This window comes from Geobacter hydrogenophilus (assembly GCF_018501225.1).
Classification (GTDB): domain Bacteria; phylum Desulfobacterota; class Desulfuromonadia; order Geobacterales; family Geobacteraceae; genus Geobacter; species Geobacter hydrogenophilus.
The window spans coordinates 72359-88549 of sequence record NZ_JAHCZI010000012.1; the positions used below are offsets into that span (position 1 = coordinate 72359).

Consider the following 16191-nt stretch of genomic DNA (forward strand, 5'->3'; position numbering starts at 1 on the left):
GAACATTCATTGTTGCGGCTATAGGTAATAGGTATGAACCCAGGGACAGGGAACCATGCAGGTGAAGAGATCATCATTGAGGCCGGACGCACCGAAGGGCGCTATTGGCACGATGTCTGGCGCTATCGCGAGCTGTTTTATTTCCTGGCGTGGCGCGATATCCTGGTCAGGTACAAGCAGACCGCCATCGGCATTGCATGGAGCATCCTTCGACCGTTGACGACAATGGTTGTTTTCACGCTGGTGTTTGGGACCTTTGCCGGTCTTCCATCCCAAGGCGCACCCTATCCGGTCATGGTTTACGCCGCTATGCTTCCTTGGCAATTCTTCGCCACGGCTCTCACCGATAGCAGCAACTCTCTTGTATCTAACAGCAATCTACTTTCAAAGGTCTATTTCCCCCGTCTGATAGTTCCTTCAAGTTCGATCATTGTTTGTGTGGTGGATTTTCTGATCTCGCTCGCGCTGCTTTTCCTGCTCATGTGCTGGTATGGTGTGTTGCCGCACTGGCGGATACTGACGCTTCCTCTCTTTTTCCTGCTTGCGTTGTTCTTCGCCTTTGGGAGCGGGCTATTGCTGGCGGCTCTCAATGTTAAATATCACGATTTTCGCTATGTTGTTCCCTTTATTGTTCAGTTCGGCCTCTACGTATCGCCGGTCGGCTTCAGCAGTTCGGTGGTTCCAGAGCAATGGCGACTCATCTACTCACTGAATCCTATGGTTGGCGTGATCGACGGATTTCGCTGGGCCATTCTCGGTGGAGGGCAGAAGCTTCACTGGCAAGGGCTTATGCTTGCGACCGCCGGTACCGCCCTGCTTCTTGTGATTGGCATCCGTTATTTCAGGAAGACCGAACAGGCATTTGCCGATATTATCTGACAAGGCTATGAACAGCGTTATATCAGTTGAAAATCTCGGTAAGAAATACCTTGTCAGCCATCAGTCTTACACGGCTTTACGCGATGTTATTTCCGATGGTTTTCGTGCGATTGGAAGGCGTTTATCATCTCCACGTTCTAATGCTTCAGGTATTCAGGTTGAGGAGTTTTGGGCACTAAAGGATGTTACGTTCGATATTAAACAGGGTGAGAGGATCGGCGTCATCGGCCGCAATGGAGCGGGTAAGTCGACGCTTCTCAAGATTTTGAGCCGAATTACCGAGCCGACGGAGGGGCGTGTCAGGATCAGAGGGAGAGTGGCGAGTCTTCTTGAGGTGGGGACTGGTTTCCATCCTGAGCTGACAGGGCGTGAGAATATTTTTCTCAATGGTGCCATCCTCGGGATGAGTCGGATGGAGATCAAAAAGAAATTTGATGAGATTGTTGATTTCGCCGAGATTGAAAAATTTTTGGATACTCCAGTAAAGCGTTATTCTTCCGGAATGTATGTGCGTTTGGCATTCGCAGTTGCTGCTCACTTGGAGCCGGAAATATTGATAGTGGATGAAGTGCTGGCAGTTGGAGATTCTCTGTTTCAGAAGAAGTGTGTTGATAAAATTAATGATGTGACATCAAATGGAAATACAGTCATTCTTGTTAGCCACCATATGGGATTAATTACCTCGATATGTCAATCAGCTATTTTGTTAGATAAAGGTGCTGTAGTAATTTCTGGCGATGTAGATCTTGTTGTACAAACTTATTTGAACTCAACTCGAGAAAGAGAAATATTCTTGAATGATGTTTCTGCATCGTCAGGCAGGCCGTTTATTATTACGGGTTTCGACATTCAGGTAGATGGCAGATCAACGCGGAATATCGTCGCCGGTAGCAGGGTGACATTTTCCCTTCAGTATTCGATGTGTGACGTTAGTTCATATATAAGGTTCGGTTTGCATGTCCTCGACGACTATGGACGCACGATATGCATACTTTCACCAAATCAACAGGATCCTGATTTTGTACACAGACTGACTCGGGGAGGAGGGGGGATAAGCTGTTCAATGGACCAACTGGCTCTTTTGCCGGGAAGATATCACATTAGTATTCACTATTCGGCAGGAGGCGATGGTTTATCGATTGCGTTGGATAGAATCTGCACTTTTGATGTGGTAGAGGGTGATGTTTATGGAACAGGAGTCATCCCATCAGAAATACACGGAGTTATTTTTATGAAGGGTGACTGGAGATTCTTCAAAGATGGTAGCGCACGCCGGTAACCACCTAACATTTGCCTGGCTGCCGTGTGGAGGTAACGAAACTGCCAGTTCAAGGCTCCGTTGCATCGAAATGCATGAGGAACTTTGTCGTCGAGGGTATGAAAGTTCTATTGGTCTGACAGTTAAACATAATGTGCTTGTTATCCAAAAAAGGCTTGATGATGAGGCCATAACGCTTGCTCGAAAAGTGGCATGGCGCTATGACAAGGTACTAGTTTTCGATATTGATGATTTTTTCGATGCCCCTTTATATGTGCGTAATGTAAAGAGACTAGCTCACCTCGCTGATATCGTAACAACAGCAACTCCTGAGCAGGCTGAGTTTCTTTATAAGACAGTTAGTCGCTGTGGTGGAATTGAGGGTAAGACAGTTGTAATTGAGAATCCAATAGATTACGGGCTCAAAGTTCCGATTTCCCGCGATCATTCTTCGTCAGAATTTCTTCGTGTAGTATGGTTTGGTTTTAGTGAAAACATACCATACGACATCCTAAATGCTATTTCTTTATGGAAAGGAATAAAACTAACGGTTATTACCGACAAGATACCGGACATACAGCAGCGGCTAAATGTACAATGCAATCTTGTTGCATGGGAATACGATAGTTTTATTCAAAATATAACTAATAACGATGTGGCTCTGCTTAGTCATCACGGATCAGTTATCACTAATGCTAAGAGCGCTAATAAGATGTCGACCGCTATCATGTGTGGTCTTCCGGTTATTGCTTCTAATACACCTGATTATTTCAGACTGGCTTCAAAATGTGGGGTCAAGGAATATCTTTTCGAGTCAATTGAAGAAGTGCAGCACTTGTTAGTGCTGCTTAAGCATCCTGAAATACGTAATGAATACTTGTCAAAAGCACAACATGCTATAACAGATCAGTACTCAATAACTGAATTATGTGATACTTTCTTGGCAAAAATACAAGAAGTGTCTGAGGCAAAAAACAGTCGGCCGCTTTATTATTCTACAGTAGGATTATGTGGTTTGGTTAATAGCTTGTTGAGAAGATAATATTATTTTCTCCAACAATTGCAGCCTATGGATCGTATTGGTTTCAGCATGTTGGATGCAATCCTATGATTCAATTATCAGTGATACTTCCTACGCGAAATAGGCCAGTATTTTTGAAGCGGGTATTGATCTCTCTCGCTTCTCAAACCGTTGGCCAAGACTTTTTCGAAGTAATAGTGGTTGATAACGGCCCGACGTCTGAAACGGCCGAAGTAGTTAACAGTTTTGTGGATTCCATTGCGAACCTTCGCTACCTGCAGGAACCCGCGCCAGGTCTCCATAATGCCAGGCATCGGGGAATGTGCGAAGCAAGTGCTGAATTTCTTGTCTTTGCCGACGATGATATTGAAGCCTTTCCCTGCTGGCTCGAAGGCGTATGGCAGGGATTCACCCGGCATAATGCTGCACTGGTCGGCGGCAGGAATCTCCCCAGATGGGAGGTTGAACCGCCGGGGTGGCTCAAACGACTTTGGAGCGGGGATAATGAAGGTGAGCGCTTCTTGAGCTACCTGAGCATACTGGACTTTGGAGACCATGAAAAAGAGATCGATCCCTTTTATGTCTGGGGGTGCAACTTCTCGATCAGGAAAAAGGTTCTTCTGGAAGCGGGCGGCTTTCATCCCGACTCCATGCCGGACCAATTGCTCCATTTGCGCGGCGACGGTGAGAGTCATGTTTCACGTTTCATTGCCGCGAGAGGATACGGTTCGGTGTATGTTCCGTCTGCAAGCGTGTTCCACTTTGTTCCAAAATCGAGAATGACGGTTGATTACTTCAGGAAGCGGGCGTTCTCTCAGGGCGTCTCAGATTCGTATACTCGATTGAGGCTGAATCCTTCGGATAATGATAAGATTGTCATGGATTTGCGTCCTCTTGGGCGATTGATGCGCAGTGCCATATTCAGGCACATCCTCGGCTCCCTTCTGCCTGCCGATGCCTTTGTGAGGGCAAATATCGATCAGGCGTATCACGAGGGTTTTATGTGGCACCTGCATCGGTTCTTGACCGACGGTGATGTCCGCAGTTGGGTTCTCAAAGAAAACTACCTGGAACCTTTGAATCAGTAGTCTGAGATTGGGCGATATTATGAATATAGCTGTAATAATTGAGCACAATATCGAAATAGGCGGAAATTTTCAGCATGCTTTGTCAATTATAAAAATACTTAACGAACGCTCTTGTCCCGAATATAATTTTAAGTTTTTTACGACGAACCAAAGAAATGTAGATCACTTTAAACAATTAGGCATTGAGTTACTTCTTATTACCAATGTCAAACAATATAAACTGTCATATATAGCGAAATTGGTAGCATCAAAATTTATAAGAAATGATAATATGTTGTCTATTCAACTCGATATTCTGTTGAATAATTACAATATTGATTTGTTATATTTCATAAGTCATTCAGAATTAGCCTTGAAGGTTTCAAGAATAAACTATATTTTTACGGTTCTGGATTTATGCCATAGGGATCATGCAGAGTTTCCTGAGGTGAGGAGATCTGGTGAATTTGAACGGAGAGAGGGGTTGTTTCAATACGTGCTTCCCAAGGCAGCAAGAATTATTACTGATTCAGAAGTCGGAAAAGCAAACATTGTCAGGCGATACAATATAGACAGCGACAGGATAATGGTTGTTCCATTTTTTCCTGCAGAATCTATTTTAGAGACGGCACAGAAGGATGTGCCGCTGAGCTTTATTGATATCAAAAAAAAGTACAATATTCCCGATAAGTATATTTTTTATCCAGCGCAGTTTTGGGCTCACAAAAACCATGTCTATATTTTGCATGGATTGAAAATTTTGAAGGAAAAATACCAAATAATCTTGCATGCGATTTTCTCGGGTTCTGATCAAGGCAATCTTGAATTCGTGTTGAGTAAGGCAGATGAATTGGGCATCAGAGAACTTATTCACTATGTCGGTTTTGTTGATAACAGGGAAATGCCGTGTTTATACAAACAGTCGCTGGCTTTGGTCATGCCGACGTACTTTGGGCCGACGAATATCCCGCCGCTCGAGGCGTTCATGCTTGGGGTACCAGTTTTATATTCAGACCTGCCGGGCTTACGTGAGCAGGTGGCTGGAGCTGCGCTTCTACTGGATTTACACGATCCCGAAAGCCTTGCCCGTCAACTTATTAAAGTAATCAAGGGCGATGATCAAGTAAAGACTTTGGTTGAAAGGGGCAGGCAGAAGGTTTTCACTTTCACCGAGGATAATTACTGGGAGATTATTCGGATGGCGTTGGATGATTACTCAGAAAAAATGCGCTGCTGGAAATAGTATTCGATGAAGTGCCCTTTTTGTGCCTCTGATGATATGAAGGTGCAATATCATCTTTACGATGACCGCTACGGTTATGTCGGAGAATTTGACCTCAACTCATGCCGTTCTTGCGGCCACATAGGTCTGTCTCATGAATTTTCACGGGCGGAACTCTCAGACCTGTACAGTAATTATTATCCCCGTTCCTCATTTAGCCTTGATGACTATCACAAACATGTCGAAGTGGGCAGATTACGCGCCTGGTATGAGGGAGCATATCGATCTGCGTTCAGATGGGTACCGCGCAATGTACGCGTGCTTGACATCGGTTGTGGGTTTGGGGAGACGCTTGGGTATCATGAATCACGTGGTTGCGACGCTTATGGCGTTGAACTGGATGAAAACATCAAGAGAGTCGTTGAAAAATTCGGCTACAAGGTGCATGTCGGAGATTTCGATTGCTCTTTGTATGAGCAGAATTTTTTCGATTACGTGACCCTTGATCAGGTTATTGAGCATTTATCGGACCCCATTGCTGCGCTCTCGGGGGTTGCTCGGATATTGAAACCCGGCGGTATGGTAATAATCAGCACACCGAACGCTGCCGGATGGGGGGCTAAATTTTTCGGTCGGCGCTGGATTAACTGGCATGCTCCGTATCATGTCAACTTTTTTTCCCGCAAGTCGATACGGGTTGCCGCCGCCCGCGCCGGGCTCGATTTTGTTGGCGGCGTGACAATTACCAGTTCGGATTGGCTTCATTTTCAATGGAGCCATCTTTTTGCCATCCCTCCCATGGGTACTCCTTCAATTTTTTGGACGCCGAGCGCTGATAAAGATTTTACAAAAAGGGCAGCGTTGCGTTTGTTGGAAAAATTTCACCAGACCGGGATCAATCATATAACAACCCGTTTCTTTGATGCTGTTGGTGTCGGCGACAATTTTGTGTTTAAGCTCAGTAAACTATGAAGCGAACCGTCTATATTCTATTGCCTGTTCATAACAGGAGGGAAGTTACCCGACGCCATATAGCCTGCCTAAAGCGTCAGACTTATGCCGATTACCGACTGATTCTGTTGGATGATGGGTCAAGCGACGGAACGGATGAAATGGTTAAGAGTGAAGTTCCTGACGTTACAATTATACGGGGGAACGGGAATTGGTGGTGGGCGGGGGCATTGGAGGGGGGCTTCCGATGGTTGGAAACCAATTCACTGGATCCTCAAGATGTGGTCCTGATAATAAACGATGATACCGAATTTGAGCCTGATTTTTTGGAGAAAGCACTTTCCATGCTTCAAAGTTCGGAAAAAGTGTTGTTGCTGGCTTGCGCCTATGGGAAGAAAAGCGGCTTGCTCATTGATGCCGGCGTCCGTGTCGACTGGAAGCATTTTGTGTTTGAGCAAGCCGAGAAACCGGATTTGATCAATTGCCTTTCAACAAGAGGGTTATTTCTCCGCGTGGCTGATTTCTTGACCATTGGTGGGTTTCATCCGAGAATCTTGCCGCACTACGCCTCCGACTACGAATTCACCATGCGTGCGTACAGGCTGGGGTTCAAACTGCAGACCGACCAGTCCCTCTGTCTGCGGGTCGATGAGGAAGAAACAGGTTATCATGATTTTCGAGGACTTTCGTTTCGCGCTCAGATGCGGGACTATTTCTCTAAAAAATCATCGGTAAATCCAATTATGTGGACCATCTTCATCTTGCTGGCATGTCCTTGGCAGTGGAAGCTGTTGAACATCTGCCGAATCTGGGGGATGTCAATGCGGCACTTTACGCGCTGCATCTTTAAATAGATCATAGTCAGTTACTGTTGGGGCAGTCAGGTATGAAAACATCGTCTTCTATGGGGAACCCCAGAATTTCAGTTGTTATTCCGGCGTATAACCGGGAACGCACGATAGGAATCTGTCTGCAGTCAGTGTTGAACCAAACGTTTTCCCCGTTGGAAATAGTCGTGGTGGATGACCGTTCGACGGATCACACTGTCAAATCCGTTGAGGCTGTCGCCGACGGCAGAATCCGATGCATTCGCCTTGATAACAGGTCCGGGGCGCAGGCTGCCAGAAACCGTGGAATCCGGGAGGCAAAAGGGGACTGGATTGCTTTCCTGGACTCCGACGATGAGTGGCTGGCAACCAAGCTTGAAAGACAGGTTGAAGTTTTGCGGGATGTCGGCTTCGACCCCTGGACGGTTGTTCATGCTGACGCCTTGTGGTTTGATGAGTCGAGGGGTAAGAACATCTCGGTAAAGACTCCACTGATACATGGCCGGAACGTTTACTTGCAACTGCTTCGCAATCCGGGGCCGTTGTTGCCGAGCATGCTGGTTTCCCGCCTAGCCCTCTCTGAGATAGGTTTTCTTGATGAAGGAGTCCCTTCGCACCAGGAATGGGACACCGCTATTCGGTTGGCCCGTTGCTGTAGTTTTGTCCATGTGCGGGAACCCTTGTTCATCTACCATGTAAGCCGTGGCGATTCCATTTCGAAAAGTAAGGAAAAAGATGTCGCCGGCTATCAGTACGTGATCGACAAACATCGACGGGATATAGAGATGCTTGGGGGAGAGAAGCTTCTGCAACACCATCTGTTGAATCTGCTGCTGAAATGCCTTCAGCATCATCTCTGGAAAACGGCTGACGGCTACATAAAGAAGCTTAGTCTGAATAATCCCAAGGTTTTCTTTGCTTATATGTGCAGGGTGGTTCACCTCAGCCCCATGCGGTTTATAACGATAAAACAATTAGCCGTTGACTTTTTCAAGATGAAAGAGGTGAAGCCATGATACGCAGAATACTGAACAATGAGAAAATACTGGCGATCATTATATCGACTGACTTCAAGGATCATGGCGTACATTTCTTCACTCCGGACGACTTTTCTCAGCAACTGGCATATATGCGGCATCCTTCAGGGAAAATCATTCCTCCTCATGTCCACAACCCAGTGCAGAGGGACGTTCAGTATACGCAGGAGGTTTTGTTTTTGAGGCGGGGAAGGCTGAGAGTCGACTTTTATGATGAAGGCCGAACCTATCTGGAAAGCTGTATTCTGAAAGCGGGAGACGTAATTCTGTTGGCTTCAGGAGGTCACGGGTTCGAAGCCCTTGATGAGATTGAGATGTTTGAGGTCAAGCAGGGCCCCTATGCGGGAGAGGCTGACAAGACGCGGTTTGCCGGTATTACCTCGGCGGAGGTGATTTTCCCCGGCCCGAAAGAGTCTGAGTGATGTACGGAGAGCCATTCGTTACATAAAGGAGCATGGTCTCGTCGATACTGCGCGGATGGTTATCCGGATTCCGGGTGATCATGCAATCACTACTCGATCAAATATCGTCATGTGGAGCCATATAGGAACCTACTGACGATGAATACCAAAATATAGAAAGATCCTTGTTATCTGGAGATTTTGAAATGAGTATGATTCCTGTAAATGAGCCGCTCCTCGATGGAAATGAGCTCAAATACTTAGAAGAGTGCATCCGTACCGGTTGGATTTCTTCCGAAGGACCCTTTGTCGCCCGTTTCGAAGAGAATTTTGCGGCAAGAGTGGGAAGGAAGTACGGCGTTGCCGTGTCCAACGGTACCGTTGCCCTTGAGGCGTCGCTCGTTGCTTTGGGAATAGGATGCGGGGACGAAGTCATCCTTCCGGCATTTACGATAATATCCTGCGCTTCTGCGGTTGTTCGTGCCGGAGCTAAGCCGGTATTGGTGGATTCCGATCCGCTTACATGGAATATGGATGTTTCCCGAATTGAGTCAAGGATAACCCCTCGAACAAAGGCAATCATGGCAGTCCATATTTATGGTCTGCCCGTCGACATGAAGCCTCTCCTGGATCTTGCGGACCGCTACGGTTTACATGTAATCGAAGATGCCGCGGAGGCCCACGGACTGACCTGTTACGGTGCTCCTTGTGGAAGCTTCGGCGACATCAGCACGTTCAGCTTCTATCCGAACAAGTTGGTCACCACGGGAGAAGGGGGAATGATTGTGACCGACGACGCTGGGCTTGCGGACAAGTGCCGTTCGCTCCGCAATCTCTGTTTCAAGCCCGAGAAGCGATTTGTTCACGACGAGTTGGGCTACAATTTTCGGATGACGAACTTGCAGGCGGCACTGGGTCTTGCTCAGTTGGAGCGTCTTGATGAGTTTGCTCAACGCAAGCGTTTCATGGGGAAGCGGTACTCCGAATTGCTTTCTGGTGTCGAGGGACTTGAAATTCCATTGGAATGTACCGGTTATGCTGAAAACATTTACTGGGTTTTTGGAATCGTTCTCAAGGATGGGCTGCAGTTTGACGCTGAAAGAATGATGAGACAGCTTGGTGGGAAAAAAATTGGAACCCGTCCGTTTTTCTGGCCGATGCATGAGCAGCCTGTATTCCGGAAGATGGGAATGTTTGACGGAGAACAATATCCAGTCGCGGAACGATTGGCGCGCCGCGGTTTCTATCTGCCGAGCGGGTTGGCCGTCACTGAGCGGCAAATCGCGACTGTTTGCTCTGTGTTGGCAGATGCCTTGAAGGAAAATGCGGCATGAGTGTTTTCGAGAGTTATTCACGGTATTACGATCTTCTCTATCGCGACAAGGATTATGCAGGTGAGGCGGCTTACGTGGATCGTCTGATTCGCAGCTACCAGCCGGGAGCCGTGAGCCTTCTTGATCTCGGGTGCGGAACCGGGCGACACAGCAGGCTGCTCGCCGACAAAGGCTATAAAGTTCACGGGGTTGATGCGAGCCGAGAGATGCTGCATGTCGCCCACGAAAAATCGACGGGCGGCACGGCTGCTTTCTCCCATGGGGACATCAGGGATTTGAGGTTGGATGAGAAGTTCGATGCTGCGGTTGCCCTATTTCACGTGATGAGTTACCAGTTGACCAACGATGACCTGCGAGCCTCATTCGAATCAATCTGTCGATGTCTCAATCCGGGAGGTGTATTCATTTTCGATTTCTGGTATGGCCCTGCGGTTTTGACCGACAGGCCGACTGTGCGCGTAAAGCGTCTTCAAGACGAAGCCGTTGAACTGACCAGAATAGCCGAACCTCAAATGTTCGCCGCCGAAAACCGGGTCGATGTCAATTATCATGTCATTCTTCGTGACAAGGAAAACGGACGGATTGAGGAAATATTCGAAACTCACAGCATGCGTTATCTGTTCAGCCCGGAGGTCTCAATATTCAGCGAACTGACTGGTTTTTCGGTTGAAGACTCTTTTGAGTACCTGACCGGTAAAGTTCTCGGTTATGACACTTGGAACGGGTGCGCTGTGGTGCGGAAGAGATGAGCAGTGTAATCGCCGCTTGGGCAAAAGGGGATGCCGATGATTTCGAGCGACATGTTCCTTTGCTCTGGCTGGGGAGGCGCAATCGGACCCTCGGCTCAACCAATCCGATTGTCGTGCTTCTCCTTGAGGGGATCGAGAAGCTCGGTGAAAGTTATCTCAGTCAGTTGAAATCGCTCGGCTTTGACGTTATTGACGGCTCGGCGAGCTACCAGCAATACAACTCCGCTTTTCAACAACTCGACAGGTTCGGTGACTATGAAAAGAAGTGCTTTCTGCGGTGGCTTGTCATTGAGGATGTCTTCAATGGGGCTCCCGTCATCCACTACGACGGGGATATTGTTTTCAACGAGTTGCCTGAAGTAATTCACGATCGTTTGGGAGACAAGACCTTCGTTCTGCACGGTTGTCCTGCATTCGTATCAATCAGTGATACGAAGTGGCTTGCCGAATATCGGGCAAACCTGATGCACTTCGTTGCGGACATAGAGGCTTACTCAAGTACCGCGTGGAAAGAGCGGGAGGGTTGGGAGATTTCATATTCTAAAAAATGGGCAGGTTGCCGCTTCAGGACTATTATCAGCAGCGATCAGGACTTTATATCTCACTTGATACATACGGACCGTCTGCCCCAACAGCTTCCGATAGATGTGCCGTCACGTGCCGATTTGGTTTTGTTCAGCGATCCCCTTTATTTTTTCGGCCATTTTGAAAACATGCTTCCGATCTCGTATAAGAGGGTCGATGGCGTGGATTACTTCAACGGCGTCAAGGTTGCCTTCTGGCACATGCAAAGTGATTTTGTGCGTTACTTAAGGGTATTTGCCGGGCGAGGCGTACTCAACAATATTTCCCGTTGTCCCAATCATCTCGAAATGAAGGGCCCGGAAACATATTTTTGGAAGATCATCAATAAAATAACTTTTTCCAGAGTGGACAGGCTCCAAATCTATCGAGAATTTTTTGAATCAAGTGATTTCTCTCAACTATTTTTAGCCGACGTATTCTGGAAACCAATGGTTTTTACATCAAGGCAATGAAAAAAATCGGGTTGTTCCTCAGTTCTCGCCCCGATCACGGGGGTACTTTCCAATATAACCTCGCAATGCTTGAGGCTGTCTGTTCCTTGCCCTTTGAACGTTACCACGTCACGGTCGCGTACTCAAGCGCCGCTTGGCTGCCTTATCTTTCAAGCTATGCCGTCGACAGTTTTAAGGCTCCTTACGGGTGGGCAGGTAGGGCGTCCGCAATGGTGTGGCGCGAACTGCGGCTTCCAATCAAATTGTGGCGCATTTGTTCCCGATATTTTGACCCATTGGCCCGGTCACTGATTGAAAGGGGCTGCGACCTTTGGATTTTTCCATCACAAGACTGCTGGGGGTATCAGGTCCAGGTGCCCGCCCTTGTTTCGATTCTTGATCTGATGCACCGTTATGAACGACGTTTTCCGGAAGTTGGGGGCAGGTGGCGTTATCAAAGTCTTGAACATCACTACCAAAACGTGTGCCGGTGGGCGAAGGGCGTTCTGGTTGATTCGGAAGCGGGAAAAAAGCAAGTCTTTGAATCATATGGTATGCCCCTTGAAAACATTCATATTCTTCCATTTGTTCCACCCCAATATTTGACCGACATTGTGCCTATAGCTGACTTCCATTGTCAGTATAATCTGCCTGAGAAGTTTCTCTTTTATCCTGCCCAGTTTTGGGAGCATAAAAACCATGTCGGTCTCCTTGAGGCGTTAGCCTTGGTTAAGAGAGAGTGTCACGATATCCATCTTGTGTTGGTGGGAGCGAAAAAGAATGCTTACTCCATTGTTCGGGAAACCGTGACTAGGCTTAATCTTGAAAGTAACGTCCATGTACTGGGATATGTTCCGCAGGAACACATGCCTGAGTTCTATCGACGCGCACGTGCGCTCGTAATGCCGACATTTTTCGGTCCTACAAACATTCCTCCTCTGGAGGGATTTCTGTTAGGGTGTCCGGTTGCCGTGTCAAATGTCTATGGAATGCCTGAACAGGCCGGCGATGCAGCGCTGTTCTTTGACCCTGGAGACGTGGATGATATGTCGGCAGTCCTCCGCCGTTTATGGCTGGATGACGAATTATGCGCGGGACTTGTTGCCAAGGGAAAGGAGCGTTCAGTTCATTGGAGACAGCCGCAATTCAACCAACGGTTGGCAGACATCCTTGAAGAGTTGTTAATTAAGTCAGGTGCGGACAGCTTAAAGTGAAAATAATAGTTCTGAAATTTCTGGACGGTTTGATCGGCAAGTGGCTTTGCGGTTTGTTGCCGAAACCCTCTCCGACGAAGCCTCCGCTCAGTGATGTCGGAAGTATTTTGTTTATTCGTCCCGGAGGGATTGGTGACGCAGTGCTTCTAATTCCTACCATTCGTGCTTTCAAAGCATCATTTCCAGAGACTAAAATTTATGTTCTTGCAGAGAAGCGAAACGCATCAGTCTTTTCTCTCTGTTGTCTGGTTGAAAGAGTGCTTCTCTACGACAGTTGGCGCGGGATAATTGATGCCTTCAAACTTAAATATGATGTGGTGATTGATAGTGAACAGTGGCATAGGTTGTCGGCAGTTCTTGCAAATTTGATTGGCAACTGTGTGATAGGGTTCGCAACCAACAACCGCGAAAGACTGCTTACTCATGCAATATCTTATTTTCAGGATGATTATGAGGCAGAATCTTTCTGTAAACTCATCACTCCTTTTAGCATCTGCGAGTCGGATCAAATGCCTGTTCCTTTCCTGGATGTTCCCGACACAGTTGCTCGCAATGTGTGGGAACTGCTGGATAAATGCGTTGGACAATCTTTCGTCGTAATATTCCCCGGGGCTAGCATAGTTGAACGCCACTGGGGGGCTGAAAATTTTAGGGAGTTGGTTAAGAGGTGTAGCGACCGAGGTATTGTAGTTGCAGTTGTAGGTGGCAATGCGGAACTCATTGAGGGGAATAAGATAACTGTCGGGCTTTCCGGAATACTCAATCTCGTTGGAATAACCTCATTGGTTGAAACATCTGCCGTCATTGAAAAGGCATCGGTGGTTTTAAGTAGTGATTCCGGCATACTCCACATTGCTGTTGGCCTCGGCATCCCAACTGTCTCCCTCTTTGGTCCGGGAAGGGAAAAGAAATGGGCGCCGCGGGGCGATAACCACATTGTCATTAACAAGCATCTTCCCTGTTCACCCTGCACCACCTTCGGGTATACACCAAAGTGTCCCAGTAACGCCCGCTGTATGGCGGAAATATCCGTTGACGAAGTTGAGCAGGCGGTGTTGACGCTTCTGGACCGGAATAATTTTGTCAAGCGCCAACAAAAACCTTGACTTTTCTATGGGCTATTGGTATTTAGAGAATCCGTTTTGCTTGTAGGCGCGTAGCTCAGGGGGAGAGCGCTACCTTGACACGGTAGAGGTCGGCGGTTCGAGACCGCCCGCGCCTACCATTCAAAGAACTCGCAGCTGAGGCTGTGGAAGGGGCATCGAAGTTCGATGCCTCTTCGTGTTAAGGGGGCAGCGATGGGTGACATCAGGGTTGCACTGCCGGATGGTTCGGAAAGGGTTCTTGCCGAGGGGGCAACGGTGCGCGATCTGGCCGCCTCCATCGGCGCCGGGCTTGCAAAGGCCGCCATTGCCGGCAAAATCGACGGTGTTGCGGTTGATCTGACGGCGCCCCTTGTGGATGGCGCCAAGGTCGAGATCATAACCGAGAAGTCCCCCGAGGCCCTGGAGATTATCCGCCACTCCACCTCCCACCTCATGGCCCAAGCGGTCAAGGAGCTTTTCCCGCAGGCGAAGGTCACCATCGGACCCGCTGTCGAGAATGGTTTCTATTACGACTTTGATGTCGATCATGCCTTTACTCCCGAAGACCTTGAAAAAATAGAGGCCCGCATGAGGGAGCTCGCCAAGTCTGACCTCAAGCTGGAGCGTCAGGTTCTCTCCAAGGATGAAGCTGTCAAGCTCTTCCGGGATATGGGGGAGAGCTACAAGGTCGAGCTGATTGAGGCCATTGGCGATACTACGGTTTCCCTCTATCGGCAGGGTGATTTCGCCGATCTTTGTCGTGGCCCCCATCTCCCTTCCACGGCCAACTGCCGCGCTTTCAAGCTTACTTCCCTTGCAGGCGCCTACTGGCGCGGCGACGAGAAGAACAAAATGCTCCAGCGGGTCTACGGAACCGCCTTTGCCGACAAGAAGGAACTCGACGCATATCTGGAGAGGATCGAAGAGGCCAAGCGCCGCGACCATCGCAAGCTGGGCCGGGAGCTCGATCTTTTCTCGTTCTCCGATGAGGTCGGCGCGGGGTTCGTGATCTGGCATCCCAATGGGGCCATGCTGCGGACCATCCTTGAAGATTTCGAGCGCAAGGAGCACCTGAAGCGCGGTTACGACATCGTGGTGGGGCCACAGATTCTTAAGACCGATCTCTGGCAGCGTTCCGGCCACTACGATAACTACCGCGAAAACATGTATTTCACCGAGGTGGAAGGGCAGGGGTTCGGCATCAAGCCGATGAACTGCCTGAGCCACATGATGATCTACAAGTCCCATCTGCGCAGTTACCGGGATCTGCCGCTCCGCTTCTTTGAGCTCGGCACCGTGCACCGCCATGAACGGGCCGGCGTCCTCCACGGGCTTCTGCGTGTGAGGTGTTTCACCCAGGACGATGCCCATATCCTCTGTACCCCGGAACAACTCGATGACGAGATCAAGGGTGTCATTTCCTTTGTCAATGATGTCATGGGGATATTCGGGTTTGAATTCGAGATGGAACTCTCCACTCGCCCCGAAAAGTCCATCGGTTCCGATGAGGACTGGGAGCGGGCCACTAATGCGCTTCTCGGGGCGCTGAAGGATTCCGGACGTCCCTACGAGATCAACGAAGGGGACGGCGCATTTTATGGGCCGAAGATCGATATCAAACTGCGCGATTCTCTTGACAGAAGGTGGCAGTGTGCTACAATCCAGTGCGATTTTACGCTTCCTGAGCGGTTTGATTTAACCTATGTAGACGCAGATGGTGAAAGGAAGCGCCCTGTGATGGTTCACCGGGTGATTCTTGGTTCCATCGAGCGTTTCATAGGTGTTCTTATTGAACATTTTGCCGGTAATTTCCCCGTGTGGCTCTCGCCGGTTCAGGCAATCGTGATGACCGTCACGGACAATCAGCAGTCGTATGCCGCCCAGGTTTTCGAGACGCTTCGCTCGAGCGGGATTCGGGTGCGGAAAGACTTCCGCAATGAAAAACTCGGGTTCAAGATTCGCGAAGCGCAGCTCCAGAAGATTCCGTACATGCTCGTCATTGGCGACAAGGAAATGGAGTCCGGGACGGTGACTCCGCGGTTCCGTGATGGTTCGAACCTCGCGGCCATGAAGCCCGAGGAGTTTGTTGTGTTTATTAACGAAGACGTCAAGCGCTTCAAATAGGAGGTG

15 protein-coding genes and 1 tRNA gene are annotated in these 16191 nt (G+C 48.6%); all 16 read left to right on the plus strand.

The genetic code is table 11. The features are described 5' to 3' along the window. Positions 1 to 33 precede the first annotated feature (33 nt). The 16 genes from KI811_RS15480 to thrS all read left to right on the plus strand — a co-directional run bounded on the left by KI811_RS15480 (position 34) and on the right by thrS (position 16185). Complete coding sequence (locus KI811_RS15480; protein ID WP_246551804.1) at positions 34 to 879, plus strand: ABC transporter permease; 846 nt, start codon at positions 34 to 36, stop codon at positions 877 to 879. A 7-nt stretch (positions 880 to 886) separates the two neighbouring features. Continuing rightward, positions 887 to 2158 carry an ABC transporter ATP-binding protein gene (locus tag KI811_RS15485; protein WP_214187380.1) on the plus strand — a complete coding sequence of 424 codons (1272 nt, stop codon included), beginning with the start codon at positions 887 to 889 and terminating at the stop codon, positions 2156 to 2158. After that, on the plus strand, positions 2139 to 3179 hold the full coding sequence (locus tag KI811_RS15490) for a glycosyltransferase family protein (RefSeq protein WP_214187381.1): 1041 nt from the start codon (positions 2139 to 2141) through the stop codon (positions 3177 to 3179). The genes KI811_RS15485 and KI811_RS15490 overlap by 20 nt, the downstream gene beginning before the upstream one ends. Before the next feature lie 65 nt (positions 3180 to 3244). Continuing rightward, positions 3245 to 4246: a glycosyltransferase family 2 protein gene (locus KI811_RS15495; RefSeq protein ID WP_214187382.1), complete on the plus strand. Its 1002-nt coding sequence runs from the start codon at positions 3245 to 3247 to the stop codon at positions 4244 to 4246. 19 nt (positions 4247 to 4265) lie between these two features. After that, on the plus strand, positions 4266 to 5468 hold the full coding sequence (locus tag KI811_RS15500; RefSeq protein WP_214187383.1) for a glycosyltransferase family 4 protein: 1203 nt from the start codon (positions 4266 to 4268) through the stop codon (positions 5466 to 5468). A gap of 42 nt (positions 5469 to 5510) precedes the next feature. Then, the gene (locus KI811_RS15505; RefSeq protein WP_214187384.1) at positions 5511 to 6419 is read left to right on the plus strand and encodes a class I SAM-dependent methyltransferase; all 909 of its coding nucleotides are present in this window, start codon (positions 5511 to 5513) and stop codon (positions 6417 to 6419) included. After that, positions 6416 to 7252: a glycosyltransferase family 2 protein gene (locus KI811_RS15510; protein ID WP_214187385.1), complete on the plus strand. Its 837-nt coding sequence runs from the start codon at positions 6416 to 6418 to the stop codon at positions 7250 to 7252. Before KI811_RS15505 ends, KI811_RS15510 begins: the two co-directional genes overlap by 4 nt. Positions 7253 to 7284: 32 nt before the next feature. Continuing rightward, positions 7285 to 8241 carry a glycosyltransferase family 2 protein gene (locus KI811_RS15515; protein ID WP_214187386.1) on the plus strand — a complete coding sequence of 319 codons (957 nt, stop codon included), beginning with the start codon at positions 7285 to 7287 and terminating at the stop codon, positions 8239 to 8241. Next, a complete protein-coding gene (locus KI811_RS15520) occupies positions 8238 to 8684 on the plus strand; it encodes a cupin domain-containing protein (protein ID WP_214187387.1) in 447 nt (148 codons plus the stop codon). The genes KI811_RS15515 and KI811_RS15520 overlap by 4 nt, the downstream gene beginning before the upstream one ends. Before the next feature lie 185 nt (positions 8685 to 8869). Further along, positions 8870 to 9997, plus strand: coding sequence for a DegT/DnrJ/EryC1/StrS family aminotransferase (locus KI811_RS15525; RefSeq protein WP_214187388.1), 1128 nt, complete (start codon positions 8870 to 8872; stop codon positions 9995 to 9997). Then, positions 9994 to 10746 carry a class I SAM-dependent DNA methyltransferase gene (locus tag KI811_RS15530; RefSeq protein ID WP_214187389.1) on the plus strand — a complete coding sequence of 251 codons (753 nt, stop codon included), beginning with the start codon at positions 9994 to 9996 and terminating at the stop codon, positions 10744 to 10746. Before KI811_RS15525 ends, KI811_RS15530 begins: the two co-directional genes overlap by 4 nt. Then, entirely contained in the window at positions 10743 to 11783 is a 1041-nt protein-coding gene (locus KI811_RS15535; protein WP_214187390.1) for a hypothetical protein, read from the plus strand. Before KI811_RS15530 ends, KI811_RS15535 begins: the two co-directional genes overlap by 4 nt. A 209-nt stretch (positions 11784 to 11992) precedes the next feature. Beyond that, a complete protein-coding gene (locus tag KI811_RS15540) occupies positions 11993 to 12976 on the plus strand; it encodes a glycosyltransferase family 4 protein (protein ID WP_214187391.1) in 984 nt (327 codons plus the stop codon). Beyond that, complete coding sequence (locus KI811_RS15545) at positions 12973 to 14082, plus strand: glycosyltransferase family 9 protein (protein WP_214187392.1); 1110 nt, start codon at positions 12973 to 12975, stop codon at positions 14080 to 14082. Before KI811_RS15540 ends, KI811_RS15545 begins: the two co-directional genes overlap by 4 nt. A gap of 44 nt (positions 14083 to 14126) precedes the next feature. Beyond that, positions 14127 to 14201, plus strand: a tRNA-Val gene (locus KI811_RS15550). Between the two features lie 73 nt (positions 14202 to 14274). Further along, positions 14275 to 16185: a threonine--tRNA ligase gene (gene thrS / locus KI811_RS15555; RefSeq protein WP_214187393.1), complete on the plus strand. Its 1911-nt coding sequence runs from the start codon at positions 14275 to 14277 to the stop codon at positions 16183 to 16185. Positions 16186 to 16191 lie beyond the last annotated feature (6 nt).

What these genes read in the sequence shown, in the direction of transcription:
- KI811_RS15480 (WP_246551804.1), top strand. Translation starts at nt 34, where the DNA reads ATGAACCCAGGGACAGGGAACCATGCAGGTGAAGAGATCATCATTGAG.
- KI811_RS15485 (WP_214187380.1), top strand. Translation starts at nt 887, where the DNA reads ATGAACAGCGTTATATCAGTTGAAAATCTCGGTAAGAAATACCTTGTC.
- KI811_RS15490 (WP_214187381.1), top strand. Translation starts at nt 2,139, where the DNA reads ATGGTAGCGCACGCCGGTAACCACCTAACATTTGCCTGGCTGCCGTGT.
- KI811_RS15495 (WP_214187382.1), top strand. Translation starts at nt 3,245, where the DNA reads ATGATTCAATTATCAGTGATACTTCCTACGCGAAATAGGCCAGTATTT.
- KI811_RS15500 (WP_214187383.1), top strand. Translation starts at nt 4,266, where the DNA reads ATGAATATAGCTGTAATAATTGAGCACAATATCGAAATAGGCGGAAAT.
- KI811_RS15510 (WP_214187385.1), top strand. Translation starts at nt 6,416, where the DNA reads ATGAAGCGAACCGTCTATATTCTATTGCCTGTTCATAACAGGAGGGAA.
- KI811_RS15515 (WP_214187386.1), top strand. Translation starts at nt 7,285, where the DNA reads ATGAAAACATCGTCTTCTATGGGGAACCCCAGAATTTCAGTTGTTATT.
- KI811_RS15520 (WP_214187387.1), top strand. Translation starts at nt 8,238, where the DNA reads ATGATACGCAGAATACTGAACAATGAGAAAATACTGGCGATCATTATA.
- KI811_RS15525 (WP_214187388.1), top strand. Translation starts at nt 8,870, where the DNA reads ATGAGTATGATTCCTGTAAATGAGCCGCTCCTCGATGGAAATGAGCTC.
- KI811_RS15530 (WP_214187389.1), top strand. Translation starts at nt 9,994, where the DNA reads ATGAGTGTTTTCGAGAGTTATTCACGGTATTACGATCTTCTCTATCGC.
- KI811_RS15535 (WP_214187390.1), top strand. Translation starts at nt 10,743, where the DNA reads ATGAGCAGTGTAATCGCCGCTTGGGCAAAAGGGGATGCCGATGATTTC.
- KI811_RS15540 (WP_214187391.1), top strand. Translation starts at nt 11,993, where the DNA reads ATGGTGTGGCGCGAACTGCGGCTTCCAATCAAATTGTGGCGCATTTGT.
- thrS (WP_214187393.1), top strand. Translation starts at nt 14,275, where the DNA reads ATGGGTGACATCAGGGTTGCACTGCCGGATGGTTCGGAAAGGGTTCTT.